Genomic DNA, 24,416 nt, shown 5'->3' on the forward strand with positions numbered 1-24,416 from the left:
TCCCACCCCGGCCGCGCACGCGTGAGGCCACGTCTTGGCCGCGCCTCTAGAACTCGAGCTCCATGAGCCTGGCGATGCTCACGATGTAGATCTCGAGAGCACGCTTGAACTGCGCCTCCTCGAAGCCCTCGTCGGCGCTGTGCTCGGCCCCGACCCAGTAGGGCATGGGGAAGTGCGGGTCGTTGGGACCAAAGGCGCCGCCGGCCTTGAAGTGGCGCGCGTAGGTCCCGCCTCCGATGGTGTAGGGCTGGTCGTTGCGACCCGTGTACTCGTTGTAGGTGCGCACCAGGGTCTGGATGCCCTCGGCGGCGGGGTCGGTGTAGAAGGGCACCATGTCGAGATCGACGGTCAGGCTGCAGTGGTGTGCCTCGCAGAGGGCGCCCACCTCAGCCGTGATCTTGTCGGAGGTGATGGACTTGGGATAGCGGGAGTCGATGGTCTGCTCGAAGACGCCGTCCTTGGTGCGGATGGTGCCACCGATGCAGGTGAGGGGGTCGAAGAGGTCGTCCGTCGCGGCGATGTTCAGGGTCGAGCCGTCCGTGGAGCCAAAGACGAGGCGCTCGAGCTCGAGGAACTCGCGCTCGCCCTCGCCGCAGAGCCCGTTCTGGAGCAGGTAGTCGACGATGAGGCCTATCGCGTTGATGGAGCCCTCGGGAGTCGAGGCGTGCGCGCCGATGCCGTGGGCCACGATTCGCGCGAGGCCCTCCCCCGCCTCCTCGACGTCGATGCGCTCCGCCGCGGGAAGGCTCGCCGCACTGGCGCGCACGACGGCCGCGGCCTCGCCGGCGACGGCGTTGCCCACCGTCCCGCCGTCGAAGTCCACGATCACGTCAGAGACCCTGCCCGAGCGGATGGTGGCGGAGTAGCCACCCTTCTCGCCGCAAATCAGCGGAAAGTCCGCGTCGGGCGTGAAGAGGAACTCGGGCTGCTCGAAGTTCTCGATGTACCACTCGACGTCGCGCATGTCGGTCTCCTCGTTGTTGCCGAGGATGCAGCGCAGGGTGTAGGGCAGCCTCCTGCCCGTGGCGGCCACCTTGTCGACGAAGTACTTGGCCGCATAGAGCGAGAGGACCGTGGGGCCCTTGTCATCGAGGACGCCGCGACCGATGAGGAAGCCGTCCTTGCGGGTGACCTTGAAGGGGTCGTAGTGCCAGCCGGTCCCCTCGGGGACGATGTCGGTGTGACCGATGGTCGCGATCTGCTTGGGCGAGTCCCCCTCGAGGTCCGCATAGCCAATCCTGCCCTCGCAGTCGTGGGCGTCAAGGCCCAGGCGAGAGGCTATCCCAAGCGCCTCGCTCAGCGCTTCGTAGGGTGCGGGACCATAGGGCATGCCGGGCCTCGCGTTGCCCATGTCCTCGACGGACCTGATGGCCACGAGGGACTCGATGTCCTTGACGACGTCCTCCCAGACGTCCTCGACGTACTGGTGGACCTCCTGCTTCAGCTCTTCGTCGCCCATCCTGTCTCCTTTCGCATAGAGACGCCTCGTTATTGCAAACGCTGCAAGGGTAGCATTGACGGCCGACATGTTCTGGCGACCTCGCGCGCGGTACGGCAAGCGGGGGCCATTGCGCCCGTCGGCGCGACCCCTTGGCGAAGCTGCCGCTACAATGGGTCGCACGCCCACGCGGCAGGACGTCGCGCAAGAATCCGAGAGGAGCCCCATGGCACCGCAGGAACTCTGGCCTCCCCGCTTCTCCGTGGCGATATTCGACTTTGACGGGACCCTAAGCGACACAGCAGGCATCTGGCGACAGGTCGACGAGGTCTTCCTGAGCTCGCGCGGGCTTCCCTACGAGGAGGACTACCCCCAGGCCATGAACGCGCTGGGGTTTGCGGCAGGGGCAGCCTACACCATCCAGCGCTTTGGCCTGGAAGAGACGGTGGAGGACATCTGCGACGAGTGGAACCGCCTGGGCCGGGCGCTCTACGAGACGCAGGCGAGCCTGAGGCCCGGCGCCCTGCGCTACCTGCGGGAGCTGAGGTCCCGGGGGATCCCCCTGGGGCTCGCCACGACCAACGACCCCGAGGTGCTCCTGAGCATGCAGAGGGTCGACCTCCGGTCCCTCTTCGACGTGCTGGTCACGAACCGCGAGGTCGAGGTGCCCAAGAGCGAGCCCGACATCTACCTCGCCTGCGCGGACGAGCTCGGCGGGGAGCCGCAGGAGACCATCGTCTTCGAGGACATCGTGCCCGGCACGCGCGCCGCCCGCGAGGCGGGCTTCCTCACCTGCGGGGTGCGCTGCGACGACCCGACCCAGGAGGTCGAGGCGCTCAGGGAGTCTGCGGAGCTCTGGCTGGACGACTGGCGCGACATCGAACTGTAGGCGACCCTCCCGCACGCCCAAGCGCACGGGAGGGTCGCAATGAGGCAGGCTCGTCCGGGAATGCCGGCTTCGGCTAGTCGAGCTGCATGAGTCTCCAGATGGCAAGGACGTAGACCTTGAGCGCACGGCGCAGGCTCTCTTCGCTCACGCCCTCGTCGGCCCCGTGCTCGGGTCCCACCCAGTCGGGGACCTCCTCCTTGGGCTCGTGGGGACCGAAGGCGCAGGCCCTCTCGAAGAGGCGCGCGTAGGTGCCTCCCCCGATCACGAAGGCCTCGCTCCTGCCGCCCGCGTAGTCGTCGTAGCTCCTGAGGAGGCACTGGACCTCGGGGCTCTGCGGGTCGATGTAGAAGGGCACCTTGTCCTGGTCGACGGCGAAGCTGGCGCCATGGGCTTCGGCGAGGGCACCCAGGCGCTCGCGGATGGCGTCGCCGTCGATGCTCGTGGGATACCGGCTGTCCACGGTCTGGACGAGACGGCCACCCACCGTGCGCACGGTCCCGCCGATGGCGGTGAGGGGGCCGAACTTCTCGTCCGAGGTCTTGATGCCCAGCGCGGCGCCATCGTGCCCCGAGGCGCAGAGGGCGTGCTGGAGCTCGAGGAAGCCCCTCTCGCCCGCACTGCAGATTCCGTTGTCGAGCAGGTAGCCCACGAGCAGACCGATGGCGTTGAGCGTCCCCTCGGGAAGCGACGCGTGCCCTCCCCTGCCCGTGGCGACGATGCGGACGAGACCCGAGGGCTCCTCCTTGAGCTCGATGCCCTCGGCCGCCGGAAGGGCGGGGACGTCGGCACGCACGAGCGCCTCGGCGCGACCGGGGATGGCGTTGGCGACGGTGCCGCCATCCATCCAGGCGATGCGGCTCTCCCCCTCGCCCCCAAAGGCCTTCGCGGAGGTGAAGTGGCCATGGAAGACGCCCTTCTCGCCGCAGATCAGGGGGAAGTCGGCATCCGGCGAGAAGCAGAAGTCGGGCCCGTCGTAGTGGGCGAGGTACCACTTGAGGTCGCCCATCGTGGTCTCCTCCGCGTTGCCCACGATGCAGCGAAGGGTGCGGGGCAGCCTCTTGCCCGTGCGATCGGCAAGGCGCTTGAAGAAGTGCGCGGCATAGAGCGAGAGGACCAGGGGGCCCTTGTCGTCGAGGACGCCGCGGCCGATGAGGTAGCCATCCCTTCGGGTCACGTCGAAGGGGTCGACGGTCCAGCCCAGACCCTCGGGCACGACGTCGGTGTGCGCGATGGTGGCGATCTGTCGCCTCGAGTCGCCCGGCAAGTCCGCATAACCGATGTAGCCCTCGCACTCGTGGGCCTCCAGGCCCAGGCGCTCGGCGATCTTGAGGCCCTGCACCAGGGCGTCGTGGCTGGCCGGCCCCCAGGGCATGCCTGGCGCGGCCGCCCCGAGGTCCTCGACGGAGCGAATCCTCACGAGCGAGCGGATGTCCTCGACGGCATCCTCCCAGACCTCGTCCACATATGCGTCAAGCCGTTCCTTGAGCTCCTCTTCGGTCATGCGTCCTCCAAAGTCGACGTTTGCTCAGCGACCTGAGTCTACCCTCTGGCAAGCGACGCGTGGCATGCCGCGCCAGTCGTCGGCCGCACAAGGGCCAAGGTCCAATTCTGGACAAGGAACGGGGACATGGCATTGCACGCCCTCCGTTGGCCGCGTGCGACGATACAACCCCGGCACGGGCTCGTCTAGACTGATTGGGACCGTAGACTTCGAACGGAGAGCCCCACATGCCCAAGGCGTCCATAGCCATACCCTGCTACAACGCGGTGCGGCACATCGAGCAGACGGTGGCCTCCGCGCTGGCCCAGACCATGGGGGACTTCGAGCTCGTCCTGGTCAACGACGGCTCCACCGACGGCACCCTCGAGCTACTCGAGCGCCTCGCCTCCACCGACCCGCGCATCCGTGTCATAGACCAGCCCAACGGCGGCGAGGGCGTGGCCCGCGACGCCGGTCGCGCCGCCTGCAGGGGAGAATGGCTCTACTTCCTCGACTCGGACGACCTCATGGAGCCCACCCTCCTCGAAGAGGCCATCGCCCGCGGGGAGGAGACCGACGCAGACCTGGTCGTCTTCCGAACGCAGGAGCTCGACGACCAGACGGGCGAGCTCAGGTACTTCCACTGGTGCTTCGACGTCGACTGGATAGGCGCGGACGTGTTCGACCCTCACGAGCACCCCCAGCGCATACTCAACTCCTTCCAGAACTGGGTGCACAACAAGCTCTGGCGAGCGAGCTTCGTGCAAGGGCGCGGGCTCCGCTTCCAGCACGTCCACCGCACGGCCGACCTGCTCTTCACCTGCAGGGCCCTGACCGAGGCGCACCGGATAGCGCTCCTTGACCGCCCCCTCCACCGCTACCGGGTGAACAACCCCGGAAGCGCCCTCTTCACGAGCGACTCGTACCCCCTCGACTTCTACGACGCCTTCGTCGAGCTCAGGGACCAGATTGACGGGGAGGGTACCTGGGAGCTGTACGGACAGTCCTTCGTGAACTGGGTCACGGAGGGCGTCGCGATGAACCTCCAGCGCGCACGCTCCCTCGAGGGCTTCTCCGCGATCTACCAGAAGATGCACGACGAGGGCTTGCGTGAGCTGCGCTTCGACCAGCTGGCACGCGAGGACGCCATCAACCCCGACCGCTGGGACCGCTGCGAGGCGATTCTCGAGCTGCCCCTGGACGAGCTCCTCTTCCGCTACTTCGCCCTCGAGAAGGAGGAGGTCCGGCGCTCGCAGACCGACCTCTCGTTCGCCAGGCTGGGCCTTGACGCCCTGGCGGGCGAGCTGGAGTGCGTGACCGGGTCGGCCTCCTTCAAGATAGGCAGGACGATCACCTCTCCCCTGCGAGCGTTCAGGGATGTCACGGGCGGGGCGGGGCGCTAGGCGCGCCCGGGCGGGGCGGCAACCTCGGGGCGGCACCCTATGCTTCGTCGTGCCTCAGCTGGAAGTAGTCACTGAAGCTGTCCAGGTTGGGGTCGACGGCAGGGTCCCCCTTCGCGAAGAAGCCAGGGTGCTTCCGTACGACGAGGGCCTTCTCGCTCAGGTAGCGCTGACGCATGCCCACGTCCACGGACTCGCGCCCGCGTGACGAGAACTCCCGGTGGCGCAGGCGGGCATACGGCGTGTACGCGACCACGTAGCCCGCCTCGCGCGCCCGCAGGCAGAAGTCGCCGTCGTTGAAGCCTACCGCCAGCTCCTCGTCGTAGCCCCCCAGCTCGTCGAAGACCTCGCGCCTCACCGCCTGGCAGGCGCCCGTCACCATGGAGAAGTCTCCGGGCAGGCCGGCGGAGTAGCCGTATCCCAGCGCGTCGGCCGCCAGGTTCTGGTTGACGTGGGCGAAGTCGCAGTTGGCATTGGCCACCATGCCCGCATGCTGCACGAGGTCGTCCTCGTAGAGGAGCTTGGCCCCCACGACTCCCACCTCGGGCCTCCCGAGTTCCCCCACCAGCTCCGACATCCAGGAGGGGTCGATGACCTCCGTGTCGTTGTTGAGGAAGAGGAGCACGTCTCCCAGGGCGTGCGAGGCCCCCAGGTTGACGATGGCGGAGTAGTTGAACTCGCCCTCGTGGCGCGGCTGCCAGCTCACGACGCGCACGCGCGGGTCCTGCCGAAGGCTCTCGTAGAGGTCGAACGTCTCCTGGTCGCAACTCCCGTTCTCCACCACCACCAGCTCGAGGCGCGGGTAGTCGGTGCGGTCGAGCAGGCTCCTGGCACAGCGCCCCAGAAGCCCCGCGTGGTCGCGGTTGGGCACGATGACGCTCACCAGGGGCGGCTCCTCGCCCAAGTCGTAGCGGACGCGATAGGTGTAGGGCAGAGGCCCGTCGCCCACGCTCGCGACGAGACCGCGGCGGGCAAGGTGACGCTCGAGCGCGATCCTGCCTGCCACGTGGGCGTAGGGCTTCTGGTCGCCACCTCCCGCCGTGGAGCCTCCGTGCTCCCTCCAGTGGTAGAGCACCCGCGGGACCCGCACGACGTCTCGCGCGACCTCGAAGGCCTTGAGGGTGAGGTCGAAGTCCTGCGCGCCCGCCACGTCCGCGCCAGAGCGCTCCGTGAGGTCGAGGACCCTCCTGCTCACCATGAGGAGGTGCGTCACGTAGTTGTGGCCGTGCAACTTGGTCAGGCTGGGAGGAGACTTGAAGGCAGGCCCGTGCAGGTGCCCGTCCCTGAGCCTGTCCTCGTCGCAATAGAGGAGGTCGACCTCGGGGTTGCTGGCGACCTCCTGGGCATAGCACCAGAGGCAGTCTCCCTCCAGCACGTCGTCATGGTCCATGAAGCCGACGTAGTCGCCCGTTGCGGCAGCTATACCGGCATTCGTGTTCTCCGCGATCGAGCGGTTCTCCACCTCCACGACCTTTATGCGGGGGTCGTCGATCGCGCCCAGGACCTGGTCGACGGAGTCGCAGGGCCCGCTGGCGTTGACCAGCACGAGCTCCCAGTTGGGATATGACTGCGCGAGGACCGAGCCCACGGCCTCGCTCAGGAAGCTGGCAGGCGTCCTGTACACGGGCATCACGAGCGAGACGAGCGGCGCGTCCGGGCCAAGGGAGTCCCTCCAGTCCCGGCGCTGGCGGCCAAGCTCTGCGTCGGTCGCGCGGTGGGCCTCGAACCAGCGCTCGTAGGCGGGATCGGCGTATGCCGCGCCCAGGCGCTCGTTCGTCCTGGCCCAGTGGGAGGCGGCGACGTTGGGGTGCATGCCCGCGAAGCAGCTCCTCTCCCCCACGCGGACGACCACGCAGAAGTGGTCGAGGTTGCGGGGAAGCTCCAGGGAGAAGCTCATGACGCGGCGGGAACCCACCGCATCCCTCACCAGCTGGTCCTCGAGCAGGTGCCATCTGGCATGCACCTGCCGAGAGGCGTCGGACGAGAGGACCTCGAGCTCGGGCCCGCTCGCACCCTCCTCGGGGAAGGTCGCGCCCAGCCGCCACACGGCGACGTCATCCCCCTTGGGCCAGACCTCCCTGACGCTGAGGGAGGCGGTCGCCCCCGAAGCCCTGCGCTCGATCCCGCGAATGGCCGACGCCACCTGGGGATGGCGCAGGGTGAGGAGACGGGACTGCAGCTTGGAGCCGCGAGCGGAGAACCTCAGGCGGCCCTTCTCCCCAGAGGGAGACTCGAGCGCAATGTCGCAGTCCGTGGAGAGGAGGGGGAGCACTACGACCCATACGCAGCCTGCGGCGGCATGGTGGCAGAGCGTCTCGCGCACGCCCGGTCCGACGGGAAGGCAACGAGAGGGGACCTCGTCACCAGCATGGGTGGATACCCTGGCCTCCAGCATCCCGGCCGGACGGTCGAGGAGGACGCAGGCGTAGCCCACGCCCAGACCCCTGCACATCGCAACACATCTCACGCTTCGCTCCCAGTCTGCCGTCGCCGCTCAAGAAGAAGTATATCCGCCCCAAGCGAGGTGTCCCCCTCCCGGCAGAGGTCGGAGCTCGGGCGGGCAGAGGCCGGCGGCGTCCGACGCGTCTCTCGATGTAACGACTACGTCCGACGCGCCTCTCGATGTAACGACTACGTCCGACGCGCCTCTTGGCGTGACGACGGCGTCCGACGCGTCTATCGACATGCCGACAACGTCAAACGCGTCCCCCGAAACGGCGAAAGCGTCCGACGCGTCTGAGGCCACCGCGTTTGCCCAGTTGGCGCGATTGTCTCAGACGCGTTCGACGCTTTGGGGCAAGAAACGCACGCGTTGGACGCTTTGGGACGAAATTGGCACGCGTTGGACGCTTTGGGATGCAACTATCACGCATTCGACGTTTTTAGACGAGAGGCGTGCGCGTTCGACGTCACAGGTTTGCGAGAGTCGCACGCGTTCGACGTCGTGAGCGTCGCCTAGCCGACGGATGGACGGAATCACGACGCAAGAAAGCGCCCCAACCCGCCGTGATGGGCGAATTGGGGCACGAAAGCTTTATACAAGCCTTCTACCTGCTGTTTTGCAGGGCACTTACATCTTGTGAACGTTGGAAGCCTGGAGCTTGCCGTTCTGGCCGGTGGTGATGTCAAACTCGACAGCCTGGCCCTCGTCCAGAGTCTTGAAGCCGTCCATCTGGATCTCGGAGTAGTGGACGAACAGGTCGTCGCCATCCTCGCGAGAGATGAAGCCATAGCCCTTGTCGGGGTTGAACCACTTAACAGTACCCTGTGCCATGTCGTGCCTTTCTTTCTTGCCCCGAGGGGCGAAGCGCTGCGCTGTCGCGCGATACATTGTGACACCTAGTCACAAGAGCTAGTGTACCCCATTGCCCTGAGGTTCTGGGCAACAATCGCGCCGGCTCAAGAAAATGGGGCATTCCCACGGAATGCCCCACAAATCAGACTCCACCGGAAAGCGGTCTTACCTGCCGTCGTACATCCTCGCGTAGTACTCCTGGTAAGAGCCGCTGGTCACGTGGTCGACCCACTCGGGATTGTCCAGGTACCAGCGGATGGTCTTCACGATGCCCTCCTCGTAGGGGGTCTCGGGGTACCAGCCCAGCTCCTCGCGGATCTTGTCCGGCGCCATGCCGTAGCGGCGGTCGTGCCCGGCGCGGTCGGTGACGTGGCGGATGAGCCCCTCGTTCACGGCTTCGTCGCCCGTGACCTTGGCCACCTCGGCGATGATCGTCTTCACGATGTAGATGTTGGCGCGCTCGTTGTGTCCGCCCACGTTGTAGACCTCGCCCAGGCGGCCTCCCGTGGCGACCATGTCGATGGCCTTGCAGTGGTCGTCCACATAGAGCCAGTCGCGCACGTTGAGCCCATCACCATACACGGGAAGCTCCCTGTGGTTCAGCGCGTTGTGAATCATGAGGGGGATGAGCTTCTCGGGGAACTGGAAGGGCCCGTAGTTGTTGGAGCAGCGCGTGATGACCGCAGGGAAGCCGTAGGTGTCGTGATAGGCCTTGACGAAGAGGTCGGCAGAGGTCTTGGACGCGCTGTAGGGGCTGTGCGGGTTGAGCGGCGTGGTCTCGCGGAAGTAGTCGGTATGCTCGGGGTCGGCGGGGCTCCCGTCAGAGTTGATCTTCTCCGGGATGGCCAGGGTGCCGTACACCTCGTCGGTGCCCACCTGCAGGTAGCGGTGGTCGCCGAAGCCGCCCTTGCCGTCGTCCCAGGCGGCGCGGCAGCAGTTGAGCAGGTTCACGGTGCCCATCACGTTGGCGTCGGCGAAGATGCCGGGGTTCGCGATGGAGCGGTCCACGTGGCTCTCGGCGGCGAAGTTGATCACGTAGTCGGGCTGGTAGGTGGCGAGGGCGTCGCTCATGGCCTTCTCGTCGCGGATGTCCGCGTGCAGGAAGACGTGGCGGTCGTCGCCCTCGATGGAGGCGAGGTTCTCGAGGTTGCCCGCATAGGTGAGGGCGTCCACGTTGACGATGCGGATGTCGTCGTGCTTGCGCAGCATGTACAGCACGAAGTTCGATCCGATGAATCCGGCGCCGCCGGTGACGAGGTAGGTCTTCAAGGGGGTTCCTCCAAGCGTTGATCGGGAAGCTGGCCAACTTCGGGCGGTCTCTCTTCCCTAGATTCTACGGACGCAGGCCATCACGTGCAGAGACGAACACAAACGCCATGCTCGTCCTGCGTCCGCACCTCTCCAGGCCATCATGCGTCCCGCGATCGTGCGCCACGCCCATGGGCTTATCCGGCAAGTTCGTCGAAGTTCTGGCGATAGGAGCGCAGCGCCTCCCTCCATGGCCTCATCTGGTTGCCAATGGTCGCCTCCAGACGGGCGTTCCTGAGCGCCGAGAAGCGGGGACGGTCTGCGGAGGCGGGGTTGGCCCGCTTGTATTCCTCGCTCGTGCAGCGGACGACCCCGCAACCCTTGCCAAACTCCTCGAAGGTCGCCTGGGCGAAGTCGGCCCAGGAGCAGGTGCCCTCGTTGGTGCAGTGGTAGATGCCGTAAACCCCAGTCACCGCAAGCGAGAGGATCTCGTGCGCAAGGTCGTTCGCGCTGGTGGGGTTGCCCATCTGGTCGTCGACGACGGTCACCCGGTCGTGCGTCTCGGCGAGGCGCAGCATGGTCTTCACGAAGTTCTTCCCCACGTAGCCATAGAGCCAGGCCGTGCGGAGCACGAAGGTCCTGGGGTTGGCGGCGAGGGCAAGGCCCTCCCCCGCCAGCTTCGAGCGCCCATAGGCGCTGATGGGCGCCGGGACGTCGGACTCGAGGCGCTCGCCCTCGACGTTGCCGGGAAACACGTAGTCCGTGGAGACCTGGACGAGCGTCGCCCCCTGTCGCGAGCAGGCGCGGGCGAGGTTCATGGGACCCAGGGCGTTCGCCGCGAAGGCGGCCGGGAAGTTGGCCTCGCAGCCGTCGACGTTAGTCATCGCGGCGCAGTTGATGGTGAGGTCGTATGGCCCATGGGCGTCAAACCAGGAGTCGACGGCCGCCGCGTCGGATATGTCCAGGTCCTCGATGTCTATGTAGTCGACGTCCGCGCCCGCGTAGGCCTCGGGAATGGGCCCGATCTCGGAATGGCCCTCTTTGATGAGGCGGCGCAGCTCGTTGCCCAGCTGGCCGTGGGAGCCGGTTACCAGAATCTTCATGGGCGTTCCTTCCCTCGCTAGCGGGCGATGCCGCGGGCAGAGCAGTAGTCGGAGAAGCTGGGATGCCTGGTGTCCTTCTCGGACAGGTTGACCTCGACGCCCTCGACCAGGGGCCACTCGACCCCTATCGTCGGGTCGTCCCACATGAGGCCGCCCTCGTCGTTGGGATGGTAGACGTCGTCGCACTTGTAGCAGAATACCGCCGTCTCGCTCAGCACGTAGAAGCCGTGCGCGAAGCCGCGGGGGACGAAGAACTGGCGGTGGTTCTGGGCCGAGAGGACCACGCCCTCCCACTTGCCGAAGGTCGGGCTGCCCTCGCGCAGGTCGACGGCGACGTCGAAGACCTCCCCCTCCACGACGCGGACCAGCTTGCTCTGGGGGTGGTCGATCTGGAAGTGGAGGCCACGCAGCACGCCCTGGGTGGAGGAGCTCTGGTTGTCCTGGACGAAGTCGGCGTCGATCCCGCCCGCCACGAAGTCGGAGCGCTTGTAGGTCTCCATGAAGTAGCCGCGGGCGTCACCATAGGACTTGCAGTCGACGACGGTCACTCCCTCGATGGACGTGGGAGTGAAGGTGAAGTTTCCGGAGCTGACTGTCTCTTGCATGAGCACCTCTCAAGTATGGGACGGGATGGTTGCGCCCCAAGAGTGTAGGACAAGGCACCGCGTGCTGGCCAAACGGGCACGAAGGCACCAGAACGGCAGGACGAACGTCAGGGCCTCGACGTCACGAACTCGCTATACCTGCGGGCGATGAAGCAGTCCTCGTACTCCCCCAGCCCCGCGATGGGCCCGCCGAGATGTGCCCTCAGGTGGTTGGCGACGCAGTCGTACGCGGCCATGCAACTGAACTTCACGCCGCCCGAGAAGCGCGGGTTGCACTCGAGGAAGCGGTATGCCCCCTCCGCCTCCTCTATGAACTCGAGGTTGACGCAGCCCACCACGCCAAGCTCGTCCGCCAACCCCTGGCAGGCGGCAACGAGCGCGTCGTCGTGAAACATGCGCACCGACGTTCCCGCCCCGTTGGGCGTGCGCAGGAGCTCCCTTCGCGGGACGGCGACGACGGCCGATCCGCACTGGTCGCGGACGACGTCCACGGTGACGACCGGCCCCTCGACGAGGGGCTGCACGATGTAGCGCTCGGGGTCGGGAGGGCAGACCGCACGCCAGTCCTCCGGCCCCCTCACGCGCGTGAGGCCCTGGCTGCTCCTGCCGTCGAGCGGCTTCACCACCACGGGATGCCCCGGATAGCGCCCGTCCAGGGATGCGAGGGGGACGGTGGGGATGCCCCGCACGCCGGACTTCGATCCCTTGAGGAACTCCGCCATCGCACGCTTGTCGCGGCAGAGGGCGAGCGCGGACGCCGGGGAGATGAGCACCTTCGTGCCCAAGTCAGCCAGCAGGTCGCGATGGGCGTTGAAGAAGTCCACCTCGACGTCCGTCAGGGGGAGAAGGAGCCCCACCCCCTCGCTGGCGCAGACCTCCCGCACGAAGGCGGAGTACTTCGCCTCGGACGAGGCGAAGGGGGCCTGGCGGAAGGAGTCCACGAAGAGGCTCTGCGCCACCCACTCCCGTGGGTAGACGTCCACGCCCACCACCCTGACGCCCTGGTCGTGCAGCCCCTGGACCACTGCCTCGGCCGAAAAGGACCCTATTGCCGTGACGAGCGCGACCCTCTGCTCCATGGGTGCCCCTATTCGAAGAAGTCGAGCACGGCGCGGATGACCACGTCGCGGTCCGTGGCGGACATGCCAAAGTAGAGGGGAAGCCGCACCAGGCGCTCGCTCTCGCGCGTAGTGTGCAGGTCCTCGCCGTCGAAGCGACCGAAGCGCAGGCCAGCAGGCGAGCTGTGCAGGGGGATGTAGTGGAAGACGGCCATGACCCCACGCTTCTTGAGGTGGGCGATGAGCTCCTGGCGCTGCCCGAGGTCGCGGCACTTGAGATAGAACATGTGGGCGTTGTGGACGCAGCCCTCGGGGACGACGGGAAGCTCCACGAGCCCCCCCTCGGCCAGGGGCGCGAATGCGTCCCGGTAGGCATGCCAGGTGGCAAGGCGGTCGTCGTTGATCTGGTCCGCCGCCTGGAGCTGGCCCCACAGGTAGGCCGCGTTGAGGTCGCTCTGGAGGTAGGAGCTGCCGCGGTCCACCCAGGTGTACTTGTCCACCTGCCCGCGGAAGAAGCGCTGCCGGTTGGTGCCCTTCTCGCGTATGATCTCGGCCCTCTCGATGTAGGCGGGGACGTTGATCACGATGGCGCCGCCCTCGCCCATGGAGTAGTTCTTGGTCTCGTGGAAGGAGTAGCAGCCAAAGGTGCCGATGGTCCCGAGCGCCCGCCCGTGGTAGCTGCTCATGACGCCCTGGGCGGCGTCCTCGACGACGAGGAGGCCATGCCTGCGGGCGATGTCCATGATGCGGTCCATCTCGCAGGAGACTCCGGCGTAGTGCACGGGCACGATCACGCGGGTACGCTCGGTGATGGCGGACTCGACCCTCTCCTCGTCCATGTTCATGGTGTCGGGTCGGATGTCCACGAACACGAGGATCGCGCCCACGGCCTGGAAGGCCGTGGCGGTGGACGAGAAGGTGAAGCTCGGCAGGATCACCTCGTCGCCCGGCTCGAGGTCGCAGAGGACGGCGGCCATCTCGAGGGCGGAGGTCCCGCTGGTGGTGAGGAGGACCTTCTCCGCGTCGAAGCGCTCCTCCATCCACTTGTGGCACTTGAGCGAGAAGGGGCCGTCACCGCAGATCTTGTGGTTCCTCTCCGCCGCCTCCCTCACGTATTGCATCTCGGTTCCCACGTAGGGGGGTACGTTGAAGTCAATCATCCTGTGAACTCCTGGTGTCTTCTTGAACTGGGCGAGAGGGGACGCATCGTGGGGCCGGCAGCCTAGGCGGTGCCCTCCGGGGACTTCCGCCGGTTCCTGAGGAGGAGCTCCCTCCCCTGCCCGTCGGTCATGCTCGCGCTCTGGAAGAGCTCGTCGGTCCTGCGGTCGAGCTCCCCGCGGTCTGGGGAGCAGAGGTACACGCGGGCGGCATAGGGCTTGTCGCCCACCTGGTGCGAGATGATCTCCCCGGGCCGGTAGTAGACGATCGTCTCCTTGACGAGGGGGTCGGACTCGTCGGGGAGCCCGCCCACGGAGGCGACGCGGCCGTCCCTTCCGTGGAAGTAGAGGCCCGCCGCGACGTCGGCCAGGTGGGGGTCATGCCCCTCGAGGCGGGACGAGACGGCGACGGGGTCATAGACGTTGTCGAGCAGGAGGTCCTCGACGCAGACGGCCCCGGCGCTCGCGTACTCGAGCAGCTCGTGCTCATAGCCGAAGATGCGTCCCGCGCACTCGCAGACCCTGACGCCCCTGCCGGGGGCCCAGAAGAACTGCATGCACAGGGGGCCATTGAGGAGCCCGACGTAGCCTGCCACCTTCTGGAGCATCTCCGTCGCCTCGCCCAGGACGTCGTCCGTGTGCGCGCTGGGGTAGACGATGCGACTCACCCAGGGGACCGTCGCCTCGCCGTCGTCGCTCTTCTCCCGGTCGGCGACCTCGAGCACGACGGGACGGCCGTCCACGACCCACGACATGAGGTTGAACTCGAGCCCGTCATCATACTCCTCGACGAAGATGTAGGGAGCGTCCGAGTAGCCGGCCACCTCGTCGTAGGCGGCCTCCACCTCCCGCGCGTCCCCCAAGACCCTCACGCCATGCGACCCCCAGGCGTCGGCGGGCTTCGTCACGCAGGGGAAGCCCATGCCCTCGAGGTCCTCGCGGACGTGTCCCCTCCTCACCCTGGCGGTCTTGGGATAGGGAATCCCCAGCTCGTCGAACATCCCCTTCATGAGCGACTTGTCACGCAGGTATGCGAGGCGGTCGGGAGGGAGCGGGCAGCCCAGCCCAGCGCGCTGTGCGATGTTCGCGCAGCACTCCGCGAGCAGGTCCGAGTACGAGCTCACGATGCCGTCGGCGCAGACCTCGGCGCAGAGGCGCGCCACGGCGTCCGCGTCGCGCGGGTCGACGTCGTACGACTCGTCGGCGATCAGCTTTGCGGGGGTGTTGGGATACCCGTCGCAGACGATCGTGTGCCAGCCGCGCTCCCGGGCCTTCCTCACCAGCGGGACGAACTCGTCCATCGACCCCAGCACGACCAGACGATGTCGGTCTTCTGACACTGCGCGCTCCCATCACCGCATGGACAGTCGGATGGAGAATATGATAGCAGTGATGAATCCGCGTCCCCCTTCCTCAGAGGAGCATCCCATTGAACTGGGCCGACTACGCCTTCGAGCTTCCCATCTCCGCCCTCTCGCTCCTCCTCGCGTCGCTCGCGCCGCGCCTCCTCGCGCGGGAGGGGGACGTGTCGGGAAGGCGCGACGCACGCGAGCTGGCTGTCCTCTGCTGCGGGCTCGCGCTGGGCGTCGCCCTGGTGTATGGCGCCATGCTCATGGGCGGCAGGCTCTTCGTGTATGGGGCGGGGGACGCGGGGACGGACACCATAGACCAGTACGTCCCCTTCTACCTCAACCTGATCGGCCGCGTGAGGGAGGGGTCGGCCCTCTCCTTCAACTTCGACTACGGCCTGGGAACGGGCGTCACCTCGTTCCAGTCCTGGCTCTTCGACCCCTTCAACCTCGTCCTAGTGCCCCTTGGCCTCGCGCTTGGGGAGGGAAGGCTCGCCCTCGTGCTGGTCGTGGTGCAGGCCCTCAGGATAGTCTGTGCCGGACTGCTCTTCGACCACCTCCTCGTGGGCTTCTGTGACAGCAGGCTGGCGCGCGTGCTGAGCTCGCTCCTCTATGCCTTCTCCGGCTACCTCGTCCTCTGGGGGCAGCACTACTGGCTGGGGTCGGCCTTCGTCGTCTTCACGGCGCTCGTCCTCGTGCTCGAGCTCCTCATGCAGAGGCGGACGTCGGTACGCCTCCTGCTCGTCTCCGCCGTCGTAGCAGTGGCAGTGGGCTGGAGCGCCTACACGGCGTTCATGTCGCTCGTCGCGGCAGCGCTCTATGTGCTCCTTCGCCTCCCCTTCCACGTCAAGTCTCCCGGGGTGGCAGCGTACCTCAAGGGGCTGGCGTGGGTCGCTGCGGCGGTCGCCTGCGGGCTGCTCTTCTCTGGCGCGCTCTTCCTGCCCTATGCGCTCTTCCTCCTCGACGAGACGGGCCGCGTCACGGGAGGCTCCCCCCTGCCCGCGCGCCTCGCGGCCGCCCTCGCGCCGGTGCCCGCGAACTGGCTGCCCTACGTCCTCAGCCGCTTCCTTGGAAGCGGGCTCGTCAACACGGGCGCCGTGGGCTTCACCCCCGACGTGGTCGACCTCGCGAGCACGAACTTCCAGCGTGGCTTCGCCTACGAGTTCCCGGCGCTGGGCTACTCCGCCGGCTGCCTCATGCTCCTCGGGCAGTTCTTCTCCTGGCTCCATGACGAGGGGAGCCGCAGGGAGCGCGTCCTCTGCACGCTCGCCGCGCTCCTCGTCGCCCTCTACCTCTTCGACCAGCTCCTGCCCACGCTGCTCAACGCGATGGCGTACGTGAACTACCGAAGCAGCTTCGTCCTCGCCCTCCCCGTCTGCCTCGCCATGTCCGTGGCGGTGGAGAGGCGCGTGCTTGCCGGGCGCACGTCACGCCCCCTCCTTCTCGCCTCCCTGGCCCTGACCGCCCTCGTCGTCGCCTGGTCGCTCGCGCACACCCTCAACGGCAGGCTCGTCTGCCTGCTCTTCGCCGCGGCGTCGGCGTGCGTCGCCGGAAGCCTGTGGGCGGTGGGGAGGTCCGGCTGGGACGGGGCGGGTCGTCTTGCCCAGACCGCGTTGGTCGCCGCCCTCCTCGCCTCCTCGGTGGGCGACGCCTTCTTCGTGACCAACCTGCGCGGCACGCTGGAGCCAGACGCCATGCCGAGCCTTGGCGCCAAGGACAAGGACACGCTCGACGCCTTGGAAAAGCTAAGGGAGGAGGACCCGGGAGTCTGGAGGGTGGACAAGCTGTACGTGGACTGGACGCACTACAACGACTCGCTGGCGCAGTCGTACCCCTCCGCCACCACCTACAACAGCACCATAGACAGCGACCTCAGGGAGTTCCTCGACAGGCTGTGGCCCGAGGCCTACGGCCAGGGCAGCATGATGGAGTACGCCTACAGGCACGCGCCGGACGCCGACGGGGTGCCCGCCCTGCTCAACCTGCGCTACGTGCTCTCGAAGGAGCCGATGCGATCGAGCTGGGCGTCGCTGCGCGAGCGCATAGGCAGCGTCTACGTGTACGAGAACGCCCAGGCGAGCTCCCTGGGCAGCCTGCGCCAGGCGGTCGTGAGCGAGGGAGAGGCCAACGCGCTGCCCGATGCGGGCGAGAGGCGCGCCCTTTTGGAGAGGGCCGTGATCGTCCCGGACGAGGTGGCCTCCACGGAACAGGCAGGCAGGCTTCCCGGAGCCGACGAGGGCGACGGGGCAGCGGACTTCGGGGACTTCACGCGAGCCACGGACGGCTCGCTCGAGGCCAGCGCGTCTGCCAAGACGAATGCGGTCGCCTGCGTCGCCGTGCCCCACGCCGACGGATGGAAGGTGCTGGTCGACGGCAGCGAGGTCGAGAGCTTCAGGGCGAACTACGGCTTCGTCGGCTTCTTCCTGCCCGCAGGCGAGCATCACGTCCAGCTCGGCTTCACGCCCGCCGGCCTGGGCGTGGGCTGCCTGATGAGCCTCGCCGGGCTGGCATCGTGCCTCACGCTCTGCCTTGTGGGCAGGCGCAAGGTGGCGAGGTAGTCGACGCCACTCCCACGGACAGACGTGGTCCGTCCTCAATAAGGCGTGTAGACACAAGAAACGGGGCTGCCAGGATTCCTCCCGACAGCCCCGCCACGCCCTGCTTCTGACGAGCTAGTAGCTCACCACGCGCGTGCCCCGCGCGCAGTTGTCGTAGATCCACTTGGCATTCTGTATGAGCAGCCTGACACAACCATGCGAGATCTTGCGACCGACCTGGTTCTCCGCAGGCCCAAGGCTCGGGATGGTCGAGTGGAAGCCACAGTCGAGCACGAAGCCCGAGAAGTAGTACAGGTCGTCCTTCTCGTAGTAGTAGCGCCTCCACTCGCCGTTGCCGCTGGCGTTGTAGCTGGCGTTGTCGCCACCGAGGGTGTAGTACTCGCTCTTGGGGGTCCCGTTGCCGTTGTTGTACTTCGTGAGGCCGACTCCAGCCAGCCACTCGAACCTCGGAACCCAACGGCCGGCACTCCCCTGGAAGACGAAGGTCTTGCAGGCGTCAGAGTCCACGACGAGGATGTACTGGGTCGCACTGCCGTAGTTCGCTATGCGACGCCACGCCCGCAGTCCGGCGGCGGAGAGCCATCCGCTCGTGAGCTTGCCGTCGTTGTCGCCGAAGTAGGCCTCGCCCTTGGGGTTGATGTAGTAGCCACGGACGACGTAGCCGGTGTCTTCCCTGCCGTAGTAGTCGGTCTTGCCGACCTTGAACTTCCCGACACGGGCATACAGGTGGCCGTCCTTGGCCTTTTCGAGGTAATAGCGCTGGGGCTGGCCATCGTAGCGCTTGCTTACGACCATGCCGGGCTTCTCGTAGTTCTCGGCAAGGGAGCCATTGACGTAGTCGGAGACGATGACGCCGTTGCTGGCGCGATACGCGCCACGGGTCACGTAACCCTGGGACGGATGGCCGAAGAACCAGAGCTGGGTCGTGGTCCCCTCGAGGGCAGCCTTGAAGAAGCCCGTCTTCGCGTAGGAGTAGCCGTCTCCCGTGTCCTTTGCCAGGTAGTAGCGCTGGTTGCCTCCGTCGTATACCTTGGTGATGAGCCAGGAGGTCTGGGTGGTCAGCTTGCCTTCGTTGTTGGAGAGGAGGACCTTCGAGCCGACCTTGACCTTGCCGCGAGAGATCTTGCCGTCCGACTTTGCGTAGGCATAGTAGCCAGCACCCTCGCTCGGGGTGACGAAGCGCGAGCGGGCGATGTCGGCGTCGGCGCCGACCCAGTAGCGCTCCCTGCTCCCCCAGGCCGAGGAGACCGCCCAGAAGCCCTTGATTGCCCGCACGTCCTGGTTGGACGCGTTCCAAGCGATCTTCTCGTCGCGCCAGCCCACCTTCACGAGGTGGTCCTTCTCGACGGTGCTGGTTGTGAAGTTGTGCGCGCCGCTCCTCGCGTTGGGGTTGTACTGGCGCCAGACGCTCACGGAGTCCTTGTCGAGGTCGGAGTACCAGCCTATGCCCTCGCTCCTCCAGCCAAGCCTCACGAGCTGGTCTCGCTCGCCCTTGTTGGTGGTGTAGTGGTGGTCTCCCGCGTTGGGGTTGTAGAGGCGATATACGGGTGCCTTGGACGTCTCGGGGGCGACCCAGCCCACGCCCTCCCAACGCCAGCCGAGCTCGAAGAGGTGCCTGGCCTCCCCAAGCGCGGAGGTGTAGAAGTGCTCGCCGGAGTTGGGGTTGTACAGGCGGTACATGTTGGCGTACTTGACCGCCGGCTTCGATGCCTCCTCCTCCTTCTTCTTTTGCGCGGACTCCGCCGCCTTCTTGGGCGCGGGCTCCGTCTTCGCCTTGGCATCCGCCTCCTGGGCCTTCGCGGGCTGCTTCTCCACGGCAAGCTTGGAGAGCTTCAGCGGCGACCTCGCACCATCGGGGGAGCTGGCCGTCGCCATGCCCTTTGCAAGCTGGTCGTCCACACCTGGCTTTGCGGCGCTCGCCTTGGCGTCGGAGGCGCTCGCATCCGCCTCGGTGGCTGGCGCGACGGCTTCCGCAACCTTCTTATCGGCGGCTGCCCCATCCGTGGCGGGCTCGCCCACCGTCTCCTTGGCCGTCTCGTTGCCCGCGGGCTTGGCGGAGGCGTCCACCGTCGCAGGGTCGCCCGCATTGGAGGCATCCTCTGACGAGGGGGAAGGCGTGGCAGCGTTGGCCTGCGCGTCGTCCGCGACGGCCTGCTTGGGCTCGCCCCCCTTCCCCTCTTCCACGGGCGTCGGCGCATCTTCCGGCTCCGCCGCCGTCTCGCTGGCTCCCACTGCGGGAGCTGCCACAAACGAGTCTGCCTCCGATGCGCCTGTCACGGCCGCAGGGGCCTCGCCCACGACGGAGTCGGACGGCGCCGACTCTGTCGCCTGGGAGGTGGCGACGACCTCGGGGCCCTGTGCCGCCGCGACGGCGGGCTCCTCGGCCCGGGCGATCGCGGGAGTGAGCGCGAGGGTGGCGCCCAGAGCGACGGGGGCGATCAGCCCCAGCAGGCTGCGCCTGACTCCAAAGCAGGAATAGCTCATCTAAGACCTCTTCCGTCCGCTTGGTCGATCGGGATGAATGGCACTAGAAGACGTAGACCGTCGTCCCCTGGCTGGTTCCGTGATAGGCGTTCTCGTCGCTCGGGGCGACGTTGCGGGCAGCGTTGTCGTAGACCCACTTGGCGTTCTCCCACAGGAGACCTATGCAGCCGTAGTTGTCGTAGCCCGTGCTCTCGTAGCCCGTCGAGTGGATGGTCTGCCCGTCGTCGTAGCCCTTGCCACCAACATACTGAAGATGACCCGTATCATAGGGCAAGAAGGACTCTATGTAGCAGCTCGCCCAGTCGTTGTAGCCCTTGCCGAAGTAGTCGTGATTCCAGTCGCATTTACGCTTGTGGCTGATGTGCCAGACGCCCTTGAAGGTATGCCCGCCCATGTTGGAGTTCCAGGTCCTGATGACCTCCCAGCTCCCGTTCTTGCGCTCGAGCACCGTGACGCGGCAGAGATCGTAGTCGCAGGCGAGGAAGTACTCGGTGGGACTGCCGATCTGCTCGGCCTTGGCCTTCATGCGGTTCAGGTAGGCCGTGTGACCGGACCAGCTGACGCGGGCGACGTAGGGATCCCTCGTCTCCTTCGTGGAGGCGGCCCCGGGGACGTCCACGCGCTTCGCCACGTTGGCGTCCTTGTCAATGGTGACGGTCTGCAGGCTGCCCCAGGCGGGACTCTGGACGGAGAACGACTCGATGGGGGCCGCATCCCTGTTGGAGGCACGCCAGGCATAGCCCTCGCCGCTCTCGTCCCTCCAGCCCAGCCCAACCAGGTAGTCGTGCTCCTCGCGGGAGGTGGTGAAGTTGTGGGCGCCGCTTTTCGCGTTGGGGTTGTACTCCCTCAGCATGCCCTTCGAGTTCGAGGACTCCTCCGAGTACCAGCCCACCGGCTCTTTGTTCCAGCCGAGCTCGACGAGGTGGTCACGCTCCTCCACGCTGGTGGTGTAGTGATGGTCGCCCGCGTTGGGGTTGTACAGGCGATACACGGGAGTGCCGGACGTGGCGGGCGCCACCCAGCCCACGCCCTCCCAGCGCCAGCCCACCTGGAGCAGGTGCTTCGCCTCGGGGAGCTGCACCGTGTAGAAGTGCTCCCCGGAGTTGGGGTTGTACATGCGGTACACGTTGTTGTACGAGGCGGCATGCGCCGGGGTGACCAGTACGGCAAGCGAGAGTGCCAACGAGGCCAGCACGGTCGCCGCCAGAATCGGGCTGCGTCGCTTCTTCATGGCGAAGTCCTTTCTCATTGCTGGCAAATAGACCCCCTGCCAGGATGATGCTATCGTTTCATTTTAGACTAAGGTGCCGTGGGATCGGGGACGGTACCAGAGAGTTCACACGAGCCCTCCTTGATGCCACGCCGCGCGCGAGCCCGTGCGCGACACCGGGGACGGGCAAGGCCTTGGGAGGCGCCTTGCTCACCAGCGATGACCACAGCTTCGCCGTGCTCGCGTACGGCGAGAGCCCCTACCTCGCCGAGTGCGTGGAGTCCCTCCTGGCGCAGACCGTGCGCACGAGGGTCTTCGTGTCCACCTCCACGCCCAACGAGCACATACGCTCGGTGGCCCGGCGCTACGGGCTCGAGCTCCGCGCAAACGAGGCCGAGCCGGGCATCGCGAGCGACTGGAACTTCGCCGTGAGCCAGTCGCAGACCCCGCTCTTGACCCTCGCCCACCAGGACGACACCTACGAGCCCGGCTACGCCGAGCACATGCTCGGCGGCATGGCCGCGGTGGAGCGGCCGCTGATCTTCTTCACGAACTACGGCGAGCTGCGCGAGGGACGGAAGGTGGACGACAACCGCCTGCTCCGCGTGAAGCGCCGGCTCCTCTCCCCCATCGGGTGGTCGGGGTCCGCGGACGACCTGCGCACGAAGCGGAGGGTCCTCTCGCTTGGCTCGGCGATCTGCTGCCCCTCGGTGACCCTCAACCTCCCCCTGCTTCCCAACCCGCCCTTCCGGGCCGACATGAGGAGCAACCTGGACTGGGACGCGTGGGAGCGCTTCTCCCGCCTCGAAGGCAGCTTCGTCTACGACCGCGAGGTGCTCATGCACCACAGGATCCACGAGGGCTCGGAGACGAGCGCGCTCATACGGGACAACACGCGCACCGAGGAGGACCTCAGGATGCTCGAGAGGTTCTGGCCCACGCCCGTTGCGCGCGCCATCAACCTCGTCTACTCGCGTGCGCAGGCGAGCAACTCCAAGGCCTAGGCAGCGGCGGGCTAGAGGTTGATGCTGCGCCCCCTGAGCACCCTCGCGAGCAGCCCGGCATACCAGCGCGGCTGGGCGAGGACCAGCGAGAGGGGGCTCCTCTCCCGGAGCGCGTCGCGGAGCACCTCGCCCATGCGCTCGACCCTCCTGGAGCCGTGGCTCCACTTGAAGCGCAGGCGATAGCAGGTCAGGCGCGCCCAGGACTGGGCCTCCTCGTCCCCGTAGCGCAGGGCGTAGTCGAGGAGCGCCTTGCCGTAGAGGACCTCGTTCCTCGCGAAGGCCGCGTCCTTCTGCCTGGTGGCCGAGTAGCTCGAGCCGCCCTTCCTCACGTGGCGGTAGGCGCTCCAGCGCTCCTGGACGCAACGCACCTTGCCCATGGTGAGGAAGAGGAAGGCGTTGCGGCGGTCGCCGGGGTAGAAGTCGTACCCCTTGAGCTCGTTGAATCGGTCGCGAGCCGCGAAGTACTCCTCCCTGCGGCACATGAGGGTCCCGCTCTGTCCGGGGAGGCAGTAGTAGAAGTTCTCGCGGTAGCTGTACTCGTCGTCGACGCACTCGGGATAGCGCTCGCCGTTGGGTCGCGACAGCGCGTCCACGACGAGGCAGTTGGTGTACACGGCGGAGTGGTCGGGATGCCCCTCGAGGAAGCGCAGCTGCTCGGCGAGCTTGCCGTCGTAGGTGAAGAAGTCGTCGCCCTCGAAGTCGACGAGGTAGCGGCCCCTCGCGCGCGCGTACAGGTCCTCGCCGTTTGCCACGGCCCCCATGTTGTGCTCGCGATAGAGGATGGTGAAGCAGTCGGGCAGCTCGGGCTCGAGCCTTCGCAGCACCTCCCTGCTGTCATCGGTGGAGCAGTCCTCCCCCACCAGCACCTCGAAGGGGAAGTCGACCTTCTGGGAGGCGATGCTGCGCAGGCATTCCTCGATGTAGCCGCCGTGGTTGTAGACCGATACCACGACGCTCAGCAGCGGGCTCTGCTCCATCTACCCCACCCTCACGGAGAGGATGACGTCGCAGATGCGGTCGACGTCCTCCAGGGCGAGGTCCGCATAGAGCGGGAGGGTGAGGACGCGGCTCGAGACCCTCTGGGCCACGGGCGTGAGCGACGAGTCGAAGCGCCCCGCGTAGCAGGCGTAGTCGCTGATGAGGGGGAAGAAGTACTTGCGCGTGTGCACGTCGCGTGCCATGAGGGCCTCGTACGCGTCGTCGCGCGTGGCCCCGAAGGCCTCGGGGTCGAAGAGGACGGGGAGGTAGGCGTAGTTGGGGGTGACGCCCGGCTGTCCCGCGCAGAGCGTCAGGCCGCCGATTTCAGAGAGGCGCTCGCGGTAGCGTCCCACGACGCGCGCGCGCTTCGCGATCTCCTCCCCGAGGTGGCGGAGGTTGCAGATGCCCATGGCGGCGCAGAACTCGTTCATCTTCGCGTTGCCGCCCACGTACTCCACGGACTCCGTGCCGGTGATGCCGAAGTTCTTCCACTGCTCGAGGAGGGGCTTGAGGCTCGGGTCACGGAAGCAGATGGCGCCGCCCTCGATGGTGTTGAACACCTTCGTGGCGTGGAACGAGAACATCGAGGCGTCGCCGAACGACGCGGAAGAGACCCCGTCCCTGCTCACGCCCAGGGCGTGCGCGGCGTCGTAGATGACCTTGAGGCCATGGCGGTCCGCCACCTCCTGGATGGCGTCGACGTCGCAGAGGTTGCCGTAGACGTGGACCGGCAGGATGGCGCAGGTCTCGTCGTCGACGAGTGCCTCTAGCTTCGAGGCGTCGAGGGTGTAGTCGTCCGGCCTGATGTCGCAGAAGACGGGCGTGAGGCCCTTGCGCACCAGGGCATGGGTGGTGGAGGCGAAGCTGAACGGCGTCGTGATCACCTTGCCGTGCAGGTCCATGGCCTCGAGCACGCACTCCAGGGCCGAGTGGCCGTTCGTGAAGAGGGCCACGTTGGGCACGCCCAGGAAGGACTCGAGCTCAGCCTCGAGCTGCTGGTGCTTCTCGCCCATGTTGGTCAGCCAGTGCGACTCCCAGAGCGGCGCGATCTCGCGCACGTACTCGTCCAGCGGCGGCATCGACGAGCGCGTCACCAATATCGTCTTAGCAGACATGCGAATTCTCCAAACCTTGCGTGCACTTTGACGAACCCGGGCGCT

General features: G+C 66.9%; 18 protein-coding genes. 4 read left to right on the plus strand and 14 right to left on the minus strand.

Going from position 1 to position 24,416, the window contains the following annotated elements; translation table 11 throughout:
• Nucleotides 1-46: 46 nt before the first annotated feature.
• Nucleotides 47-1,459 (minus strand): Sapep family Mn(2+)-dependent dipeptidase, encoded by a 1,413-nt coding sequence (locus HMPREF1868_RS06465; RefSeq protein WP_062531359.1) that lies wholly within the window; start codon nucleotides 1,457-1,459, stop codon nucleotides 47-49.
• A 205-nt stretch (nucleotides 1,460-1,664) separates the two neighbouring features.
• Here HMPREF1868_RS06465 and HMPREF1868_RS06470 point away from each other — a divergent pair, with 205 nt between their 5' ends.
• Nucleotides 1,665-2,327: an HAD family hydrolase gene (locus HMPREF1868_RS06470; protein ID WP_062531360.1), complete on the plus strand. Its 663-nt coding sequence runs from the start codon at nucleotides 1,665-1,667 to the stop codon at nucleotides 2,325-2,327.
• A 73-nt stretch (nucleotides 2,328-2,400) separates the two neighbouring features.
• Here the strand turns inward: HMPREF1868_RS06470 and HMPREF1868_RS06475 are convergent, their stop codons facing one another.
• Nucleotides 2,401-3,828, minus strand: a complete 1,428-nt coding sequence (locus HMPREF1868_RS06475; RefSeq protein WP_062531361.1) for a Sapep family Mn(2+)-dependent dipeptidase — start codon at nucleotides 3,826-3,828, stop codon at nucleotides 2,401-2,403.
• A gap of 227 nt (nucleotides 3,829-4,055) precedes the next feature.
• Here HMPREF1868_RS06475 and HMPREF1868_RS06480 point away from each other — a divergent pair, with 227 nt between their 5' ends.
• On the plus strand, nucleotides 4,056-5,210 hold the full coding sequence (locus HMPREF1868_RS06480) for a glycosyltransferase family 2 protein (RefSeq protein ID WP_062531362.1): 1,155 nt from the start codon (nucleotides 4,056-4,058) through the stop codon (nucleotides 5,208-5,210).
• Between the two features lie 37 nt (nucleotides 5,211-5,247).
• Here the strand turns inward: HMPREF1868_RS06480 and HMPREF1868_RS06485 are convergent, their stop codons facing one another.
• From HMPREF1868_RS06485 to HMPREF1868_RS06520, 8 genes are all read right to left on the minus strand, one after another.
• Nucleotides 5,248-7,674, minus strand: coding sequence for a glycosyltransferase family 2 protein (locus HMPREF1868_RS06485; protein ID WP_231782272.1), 2,427 nt, complete (start codon nucleotides 7,672-7,674; stop codon nucleotides 5,248-5,250).
• Nucleotides 7,675-8,277: 603 nt separating this feature from the next.
• A complete protein-coding gene (locus HMPREF1868_RS06490; protein WP_040656760.1) occupies nucleotides 8,278-8,481 on the minus strand; it encodes a cold-shock protein in 204 nt (67 codons plus the stop codon).
• 186 nt (nucleotides 8,482-8,667) lie between these two features.
• On the minus strand, nucleotides 8,668-9,771 hold the full coding sequence (gene rfbB / locus HMPREF1868_RS06495; protein ID WP_062531363.1) for a dTDP-glucose 4,6-dehydratase: 1,104 nt from the start codon (nucleotides 9,769-9,771) through the stop codon (nucleotides 8,668-8,670).
• Nucleotides 9,772-9,947: 176 nt separating this feature from the next.
• Nucleotides 9,948-10,853 carry a dTDP-4-dehydrorhamnose reductase gene (gene rfbD / locus HMPREF1868_RS06500; protein ID WP_062531364.1) on the minus strand — a complete coding sequence of 302 codons (906 nt, stop codon included), beginning with the start codon at nucleotides 10,851-10,853 and terminating at the stop codon, nucleotides 9,948-9,950.
• Nucleotides 10,854-10,870: 17 nt separating this feature from the next.
• Nucleotides 10,871-11,458 carry a dTDP-4-dehydrorhamnose 3,5-epimerase gene (rfbC, locus tag HMPREF1868_RS06505; RefSeq protein ID WP_009279016.1) on the minus strand — a complete coding sequence of 196 codons (588 nt, stop codon included), beginning with the start codon at nucleotides 11,456-11,458 and terminating at the stop codon, nucleotides 10,871-10,873.
• Between the two features lie 107 nt (nucleotides 11,459-11,565).
• Nucleotides 11,566-12,537, minus strand: coding sequence for an ATP-grasp domain-containing protein (locus HMPREF1868_RS06510; protein WP_062531365.1), 972 nt, complete (start codon nucleotides 12,535-12,537; stop codon nucleotides 11,566-11,568).
• Nucleotides 12,538-12,545: 8 nt separating this feature from the next.
• Complete coding sequence (rffA, locus tag HMPREF1868_RS06515) at nucleotides 12,546-13,676, minus strand: dTDP-4-amino-4,6-dideoxygalactose transaminase (RefSeq protein WP_062531366.1); 1,131 nt, start codon at nucleotides 13,674-13,676, stop codon at nucleotides 12,546-12,548.
• A 62-nt stretch (nucleotides 13,677-13,738) separates the two neighbouring features.
• Entirely contained in the window at nucleotides 13,739-15,013 is a 1,275-nt protein-coding gene (locus tag HMPREF1868_RS06520; RefSeq protein ID WP_156439429.1) for an ATP-grasp domain-containing protein, read from the minus strand.
• A gap of 89 nt (nucleotides 15,014-15,102) precedes the next feature.
• Here HMPREF1868_RS06520 and HMPREF1868_RS06525 point away from each other — a divergent pair, with 89 nt between their 5' ends.
• Nucleotides 15,103-17,580, plus strand: coding sequence for a YfhO family protein (locus HMPREF1868_RS06525; protein WP_062531368.1), 2,478 nt, complete (start codon nucleotides 15,103-15,105; stop codon nucleotides 17,578-17,580).
• A 114-nt stretch (nucleotides 17,581-17,694) separates the two neighbouring features.
• Here HMPREF1868_RS06525 and HMPREF1868_RS09605 read toward each other — a convergent pair whose 3' ends face one another.
• Entirely contained in the window at nucleotides 17,695-20,064 is a 2,370-nt protein-coding gene (locus tag HMPREF1868_RS09605) for a L,D-transpeptidase family protein (protein WP_082719570.1), read from the minus strand.
• A gap of 43 nt (nucleotides 20,065-20,107) precedes the next feature.
• Nucleotides 20,108-21,295, minus strand: a complete 1,188-nt coding sequence (locus tag HMPREF1868_RS09890) for a L,D-transpeptidase (RefSeq protein ID WP_197414966.1) — start codon at nucleotides 21,293-21,295, stop codon at nucleotides 20,108-20,110.
• A 185-nt stretch (nucleotides 21,296-21,480) separates the two neighbouring features.
• Between HMPREF1868_RS09890 and HMPREF1868_RS06540 the strand changes: the two genes are divergently transcribed.
• Nucleotides 21,481-22,278: a glycosyltransferase family A protein gene (locus HMPREF1868_RS06540; protein WP_062531369.1), complete on the plus strand. Its 798-nt coding sequence runs from the start codon at nucleotides 21,481-21,483 to the stop codon at nucleotides 22,276-22,278.
• Nucleotides 22,279-22,289: 11 nt separating this feature from the next.
• Here the strand turns inward: HMPREF1868_RS06540 and HMPREF1868_RS06545 are convergent, their stop codons facing one another.
• On the minus strand, nucleotides 22,290-23,255 hold the full coding sequence (locus tag HMPREF1868_RS06545) for a glycosyltransferase (RefSeq protein ID WP_062531370.1): 966 nt from the start codon (nucleotides 23,253-23,255) through the stop codon (nucleotides 22,290-22,292).
• Nucleotides 23,256-24,371 carry a DegT/DnrJ/EryC1/StrS family aminotransferase gene (locus HMPREF1868_RS06550; protein ID WP_062531371.1) on the minus strand — a complete coding sequence of 372 codons (1,116 nt, stop codon included), beginning with the start codon at nucleotides 24,369-24,371 and terminating at the stop codon, nucleotides 23,256-23,258.
• Nucleotides 24,372-24,416 lie beyond the last annotated feature (45 nt).

The organism is Olsenella sp. DNF00959, from assembly GCF_001553055.1.
In the GTDB taxonomy this organism is placed as follows: domain Bacteria; phylum Actinomycetota; class Coriobacteriia; order Coriobacteriales; family Atopobiaceae; genus Olsenella_I; species Olsenella_I phocaeensis.

Excerpts from the sequence above, each read along its gene's own strand:
- HMPREF1868_RS06465 (WP_062531359.1), bottom strand. The coding sequence starts at position 1,459 with ATGGGCGACGAAGAGCTGAAGCAGGAGGTCCACCAGTACGTCGAGGAC.
- HMPREF1868_RS06470 (WP_062531360.1), top strand. The coding sequence starts at position 1,665 with ATGGCACCGCAGGAACTCTGGCCTCCCCGCTTCTCCGTGGCGATATTC.
- HMPREF1868_RS06475 (WP_062531361.1), bottom strand. The coding sequence starts at position 3,828 with ATGACCGAAGAGGAGCTCAAGGAACGGCTTGACGCATATGTGGACGAG.
- HMPREF1868_RS06480 (WP_062531362.1), top strand. The coding sequence starts at position 4,056 with ATGCCCAAGGCGTCCATAGCCATACCCTGCTACAACGCGGTGCGGCAC.
- HMPREF1868_RS06490 (WP_040656760.1), bottom strand. The coding sequence starts at position 8,481 with ATGGCACAGGGTACTGTTAAGTGGTTCAACCCCGACAAGGGCTATGGC.
- rfbD (WP_062531364.1), bottom strand. The coding sequence starts at position 10,853 with ATGAAGATTCTGGTAACCGGCTCCCACGGCCAGCTGGGCAACGAGCTG.
- rfbC (WP_009279016.1), bottom strand. The coding sequence starts at position 11,458 with ATGCAAGAGACAGTCAGCTCCGGAAACTTCACCTTCACTCCCACGTCC.
- HMPREF1868_RS06510 (WP_062531365.1), bottom strand. The coding sequence starts at position 12,537 with ATGGAGCAGAGGGTCGCGCTCGTCACGGCAATAGGGTCCTTTTCGGCC.
- rffA (WP_062531366.1), bottom strand. The coding sequence starts at position 13,676 with ATGATTGACTTCAACGTACCCCCCTACGTGGGAACCGAGATGCAATAC.
- HMPREF1868_RS09605 (WP_082719570.1), bottom strand. The coding sequence starts at position 20,064 with ATGAGCTATTCCTGCTTTGGAGTCAGGCGCAGCCTGCTGGGGCTGATC.
- HMPREF1868_RS09890 (WP_197414966.1), bottom strand. The coding sequence starts at position 21,295 with ATGAAGAAGCGACGCAGCCCGATTCTGGCGGCGACCGTGCTGGCCTCG.
- HMPREF1868_RS06545 (WP_062531370.1), bottom strand. The coding sequence starts at position 23,255 with ATGGAGCAGAGCCCGCTGCTGAGCGTCGTGGTATCGGTCTACAACCAC.
- HMPREF1868_RS06550 (WP_062531371.1), bottom strand. The coding sequence starts at position 24,371 with ATGTCTGCTAAGACGATATTGGTGACGCGCTCGTCGATGCCGCCGCTG.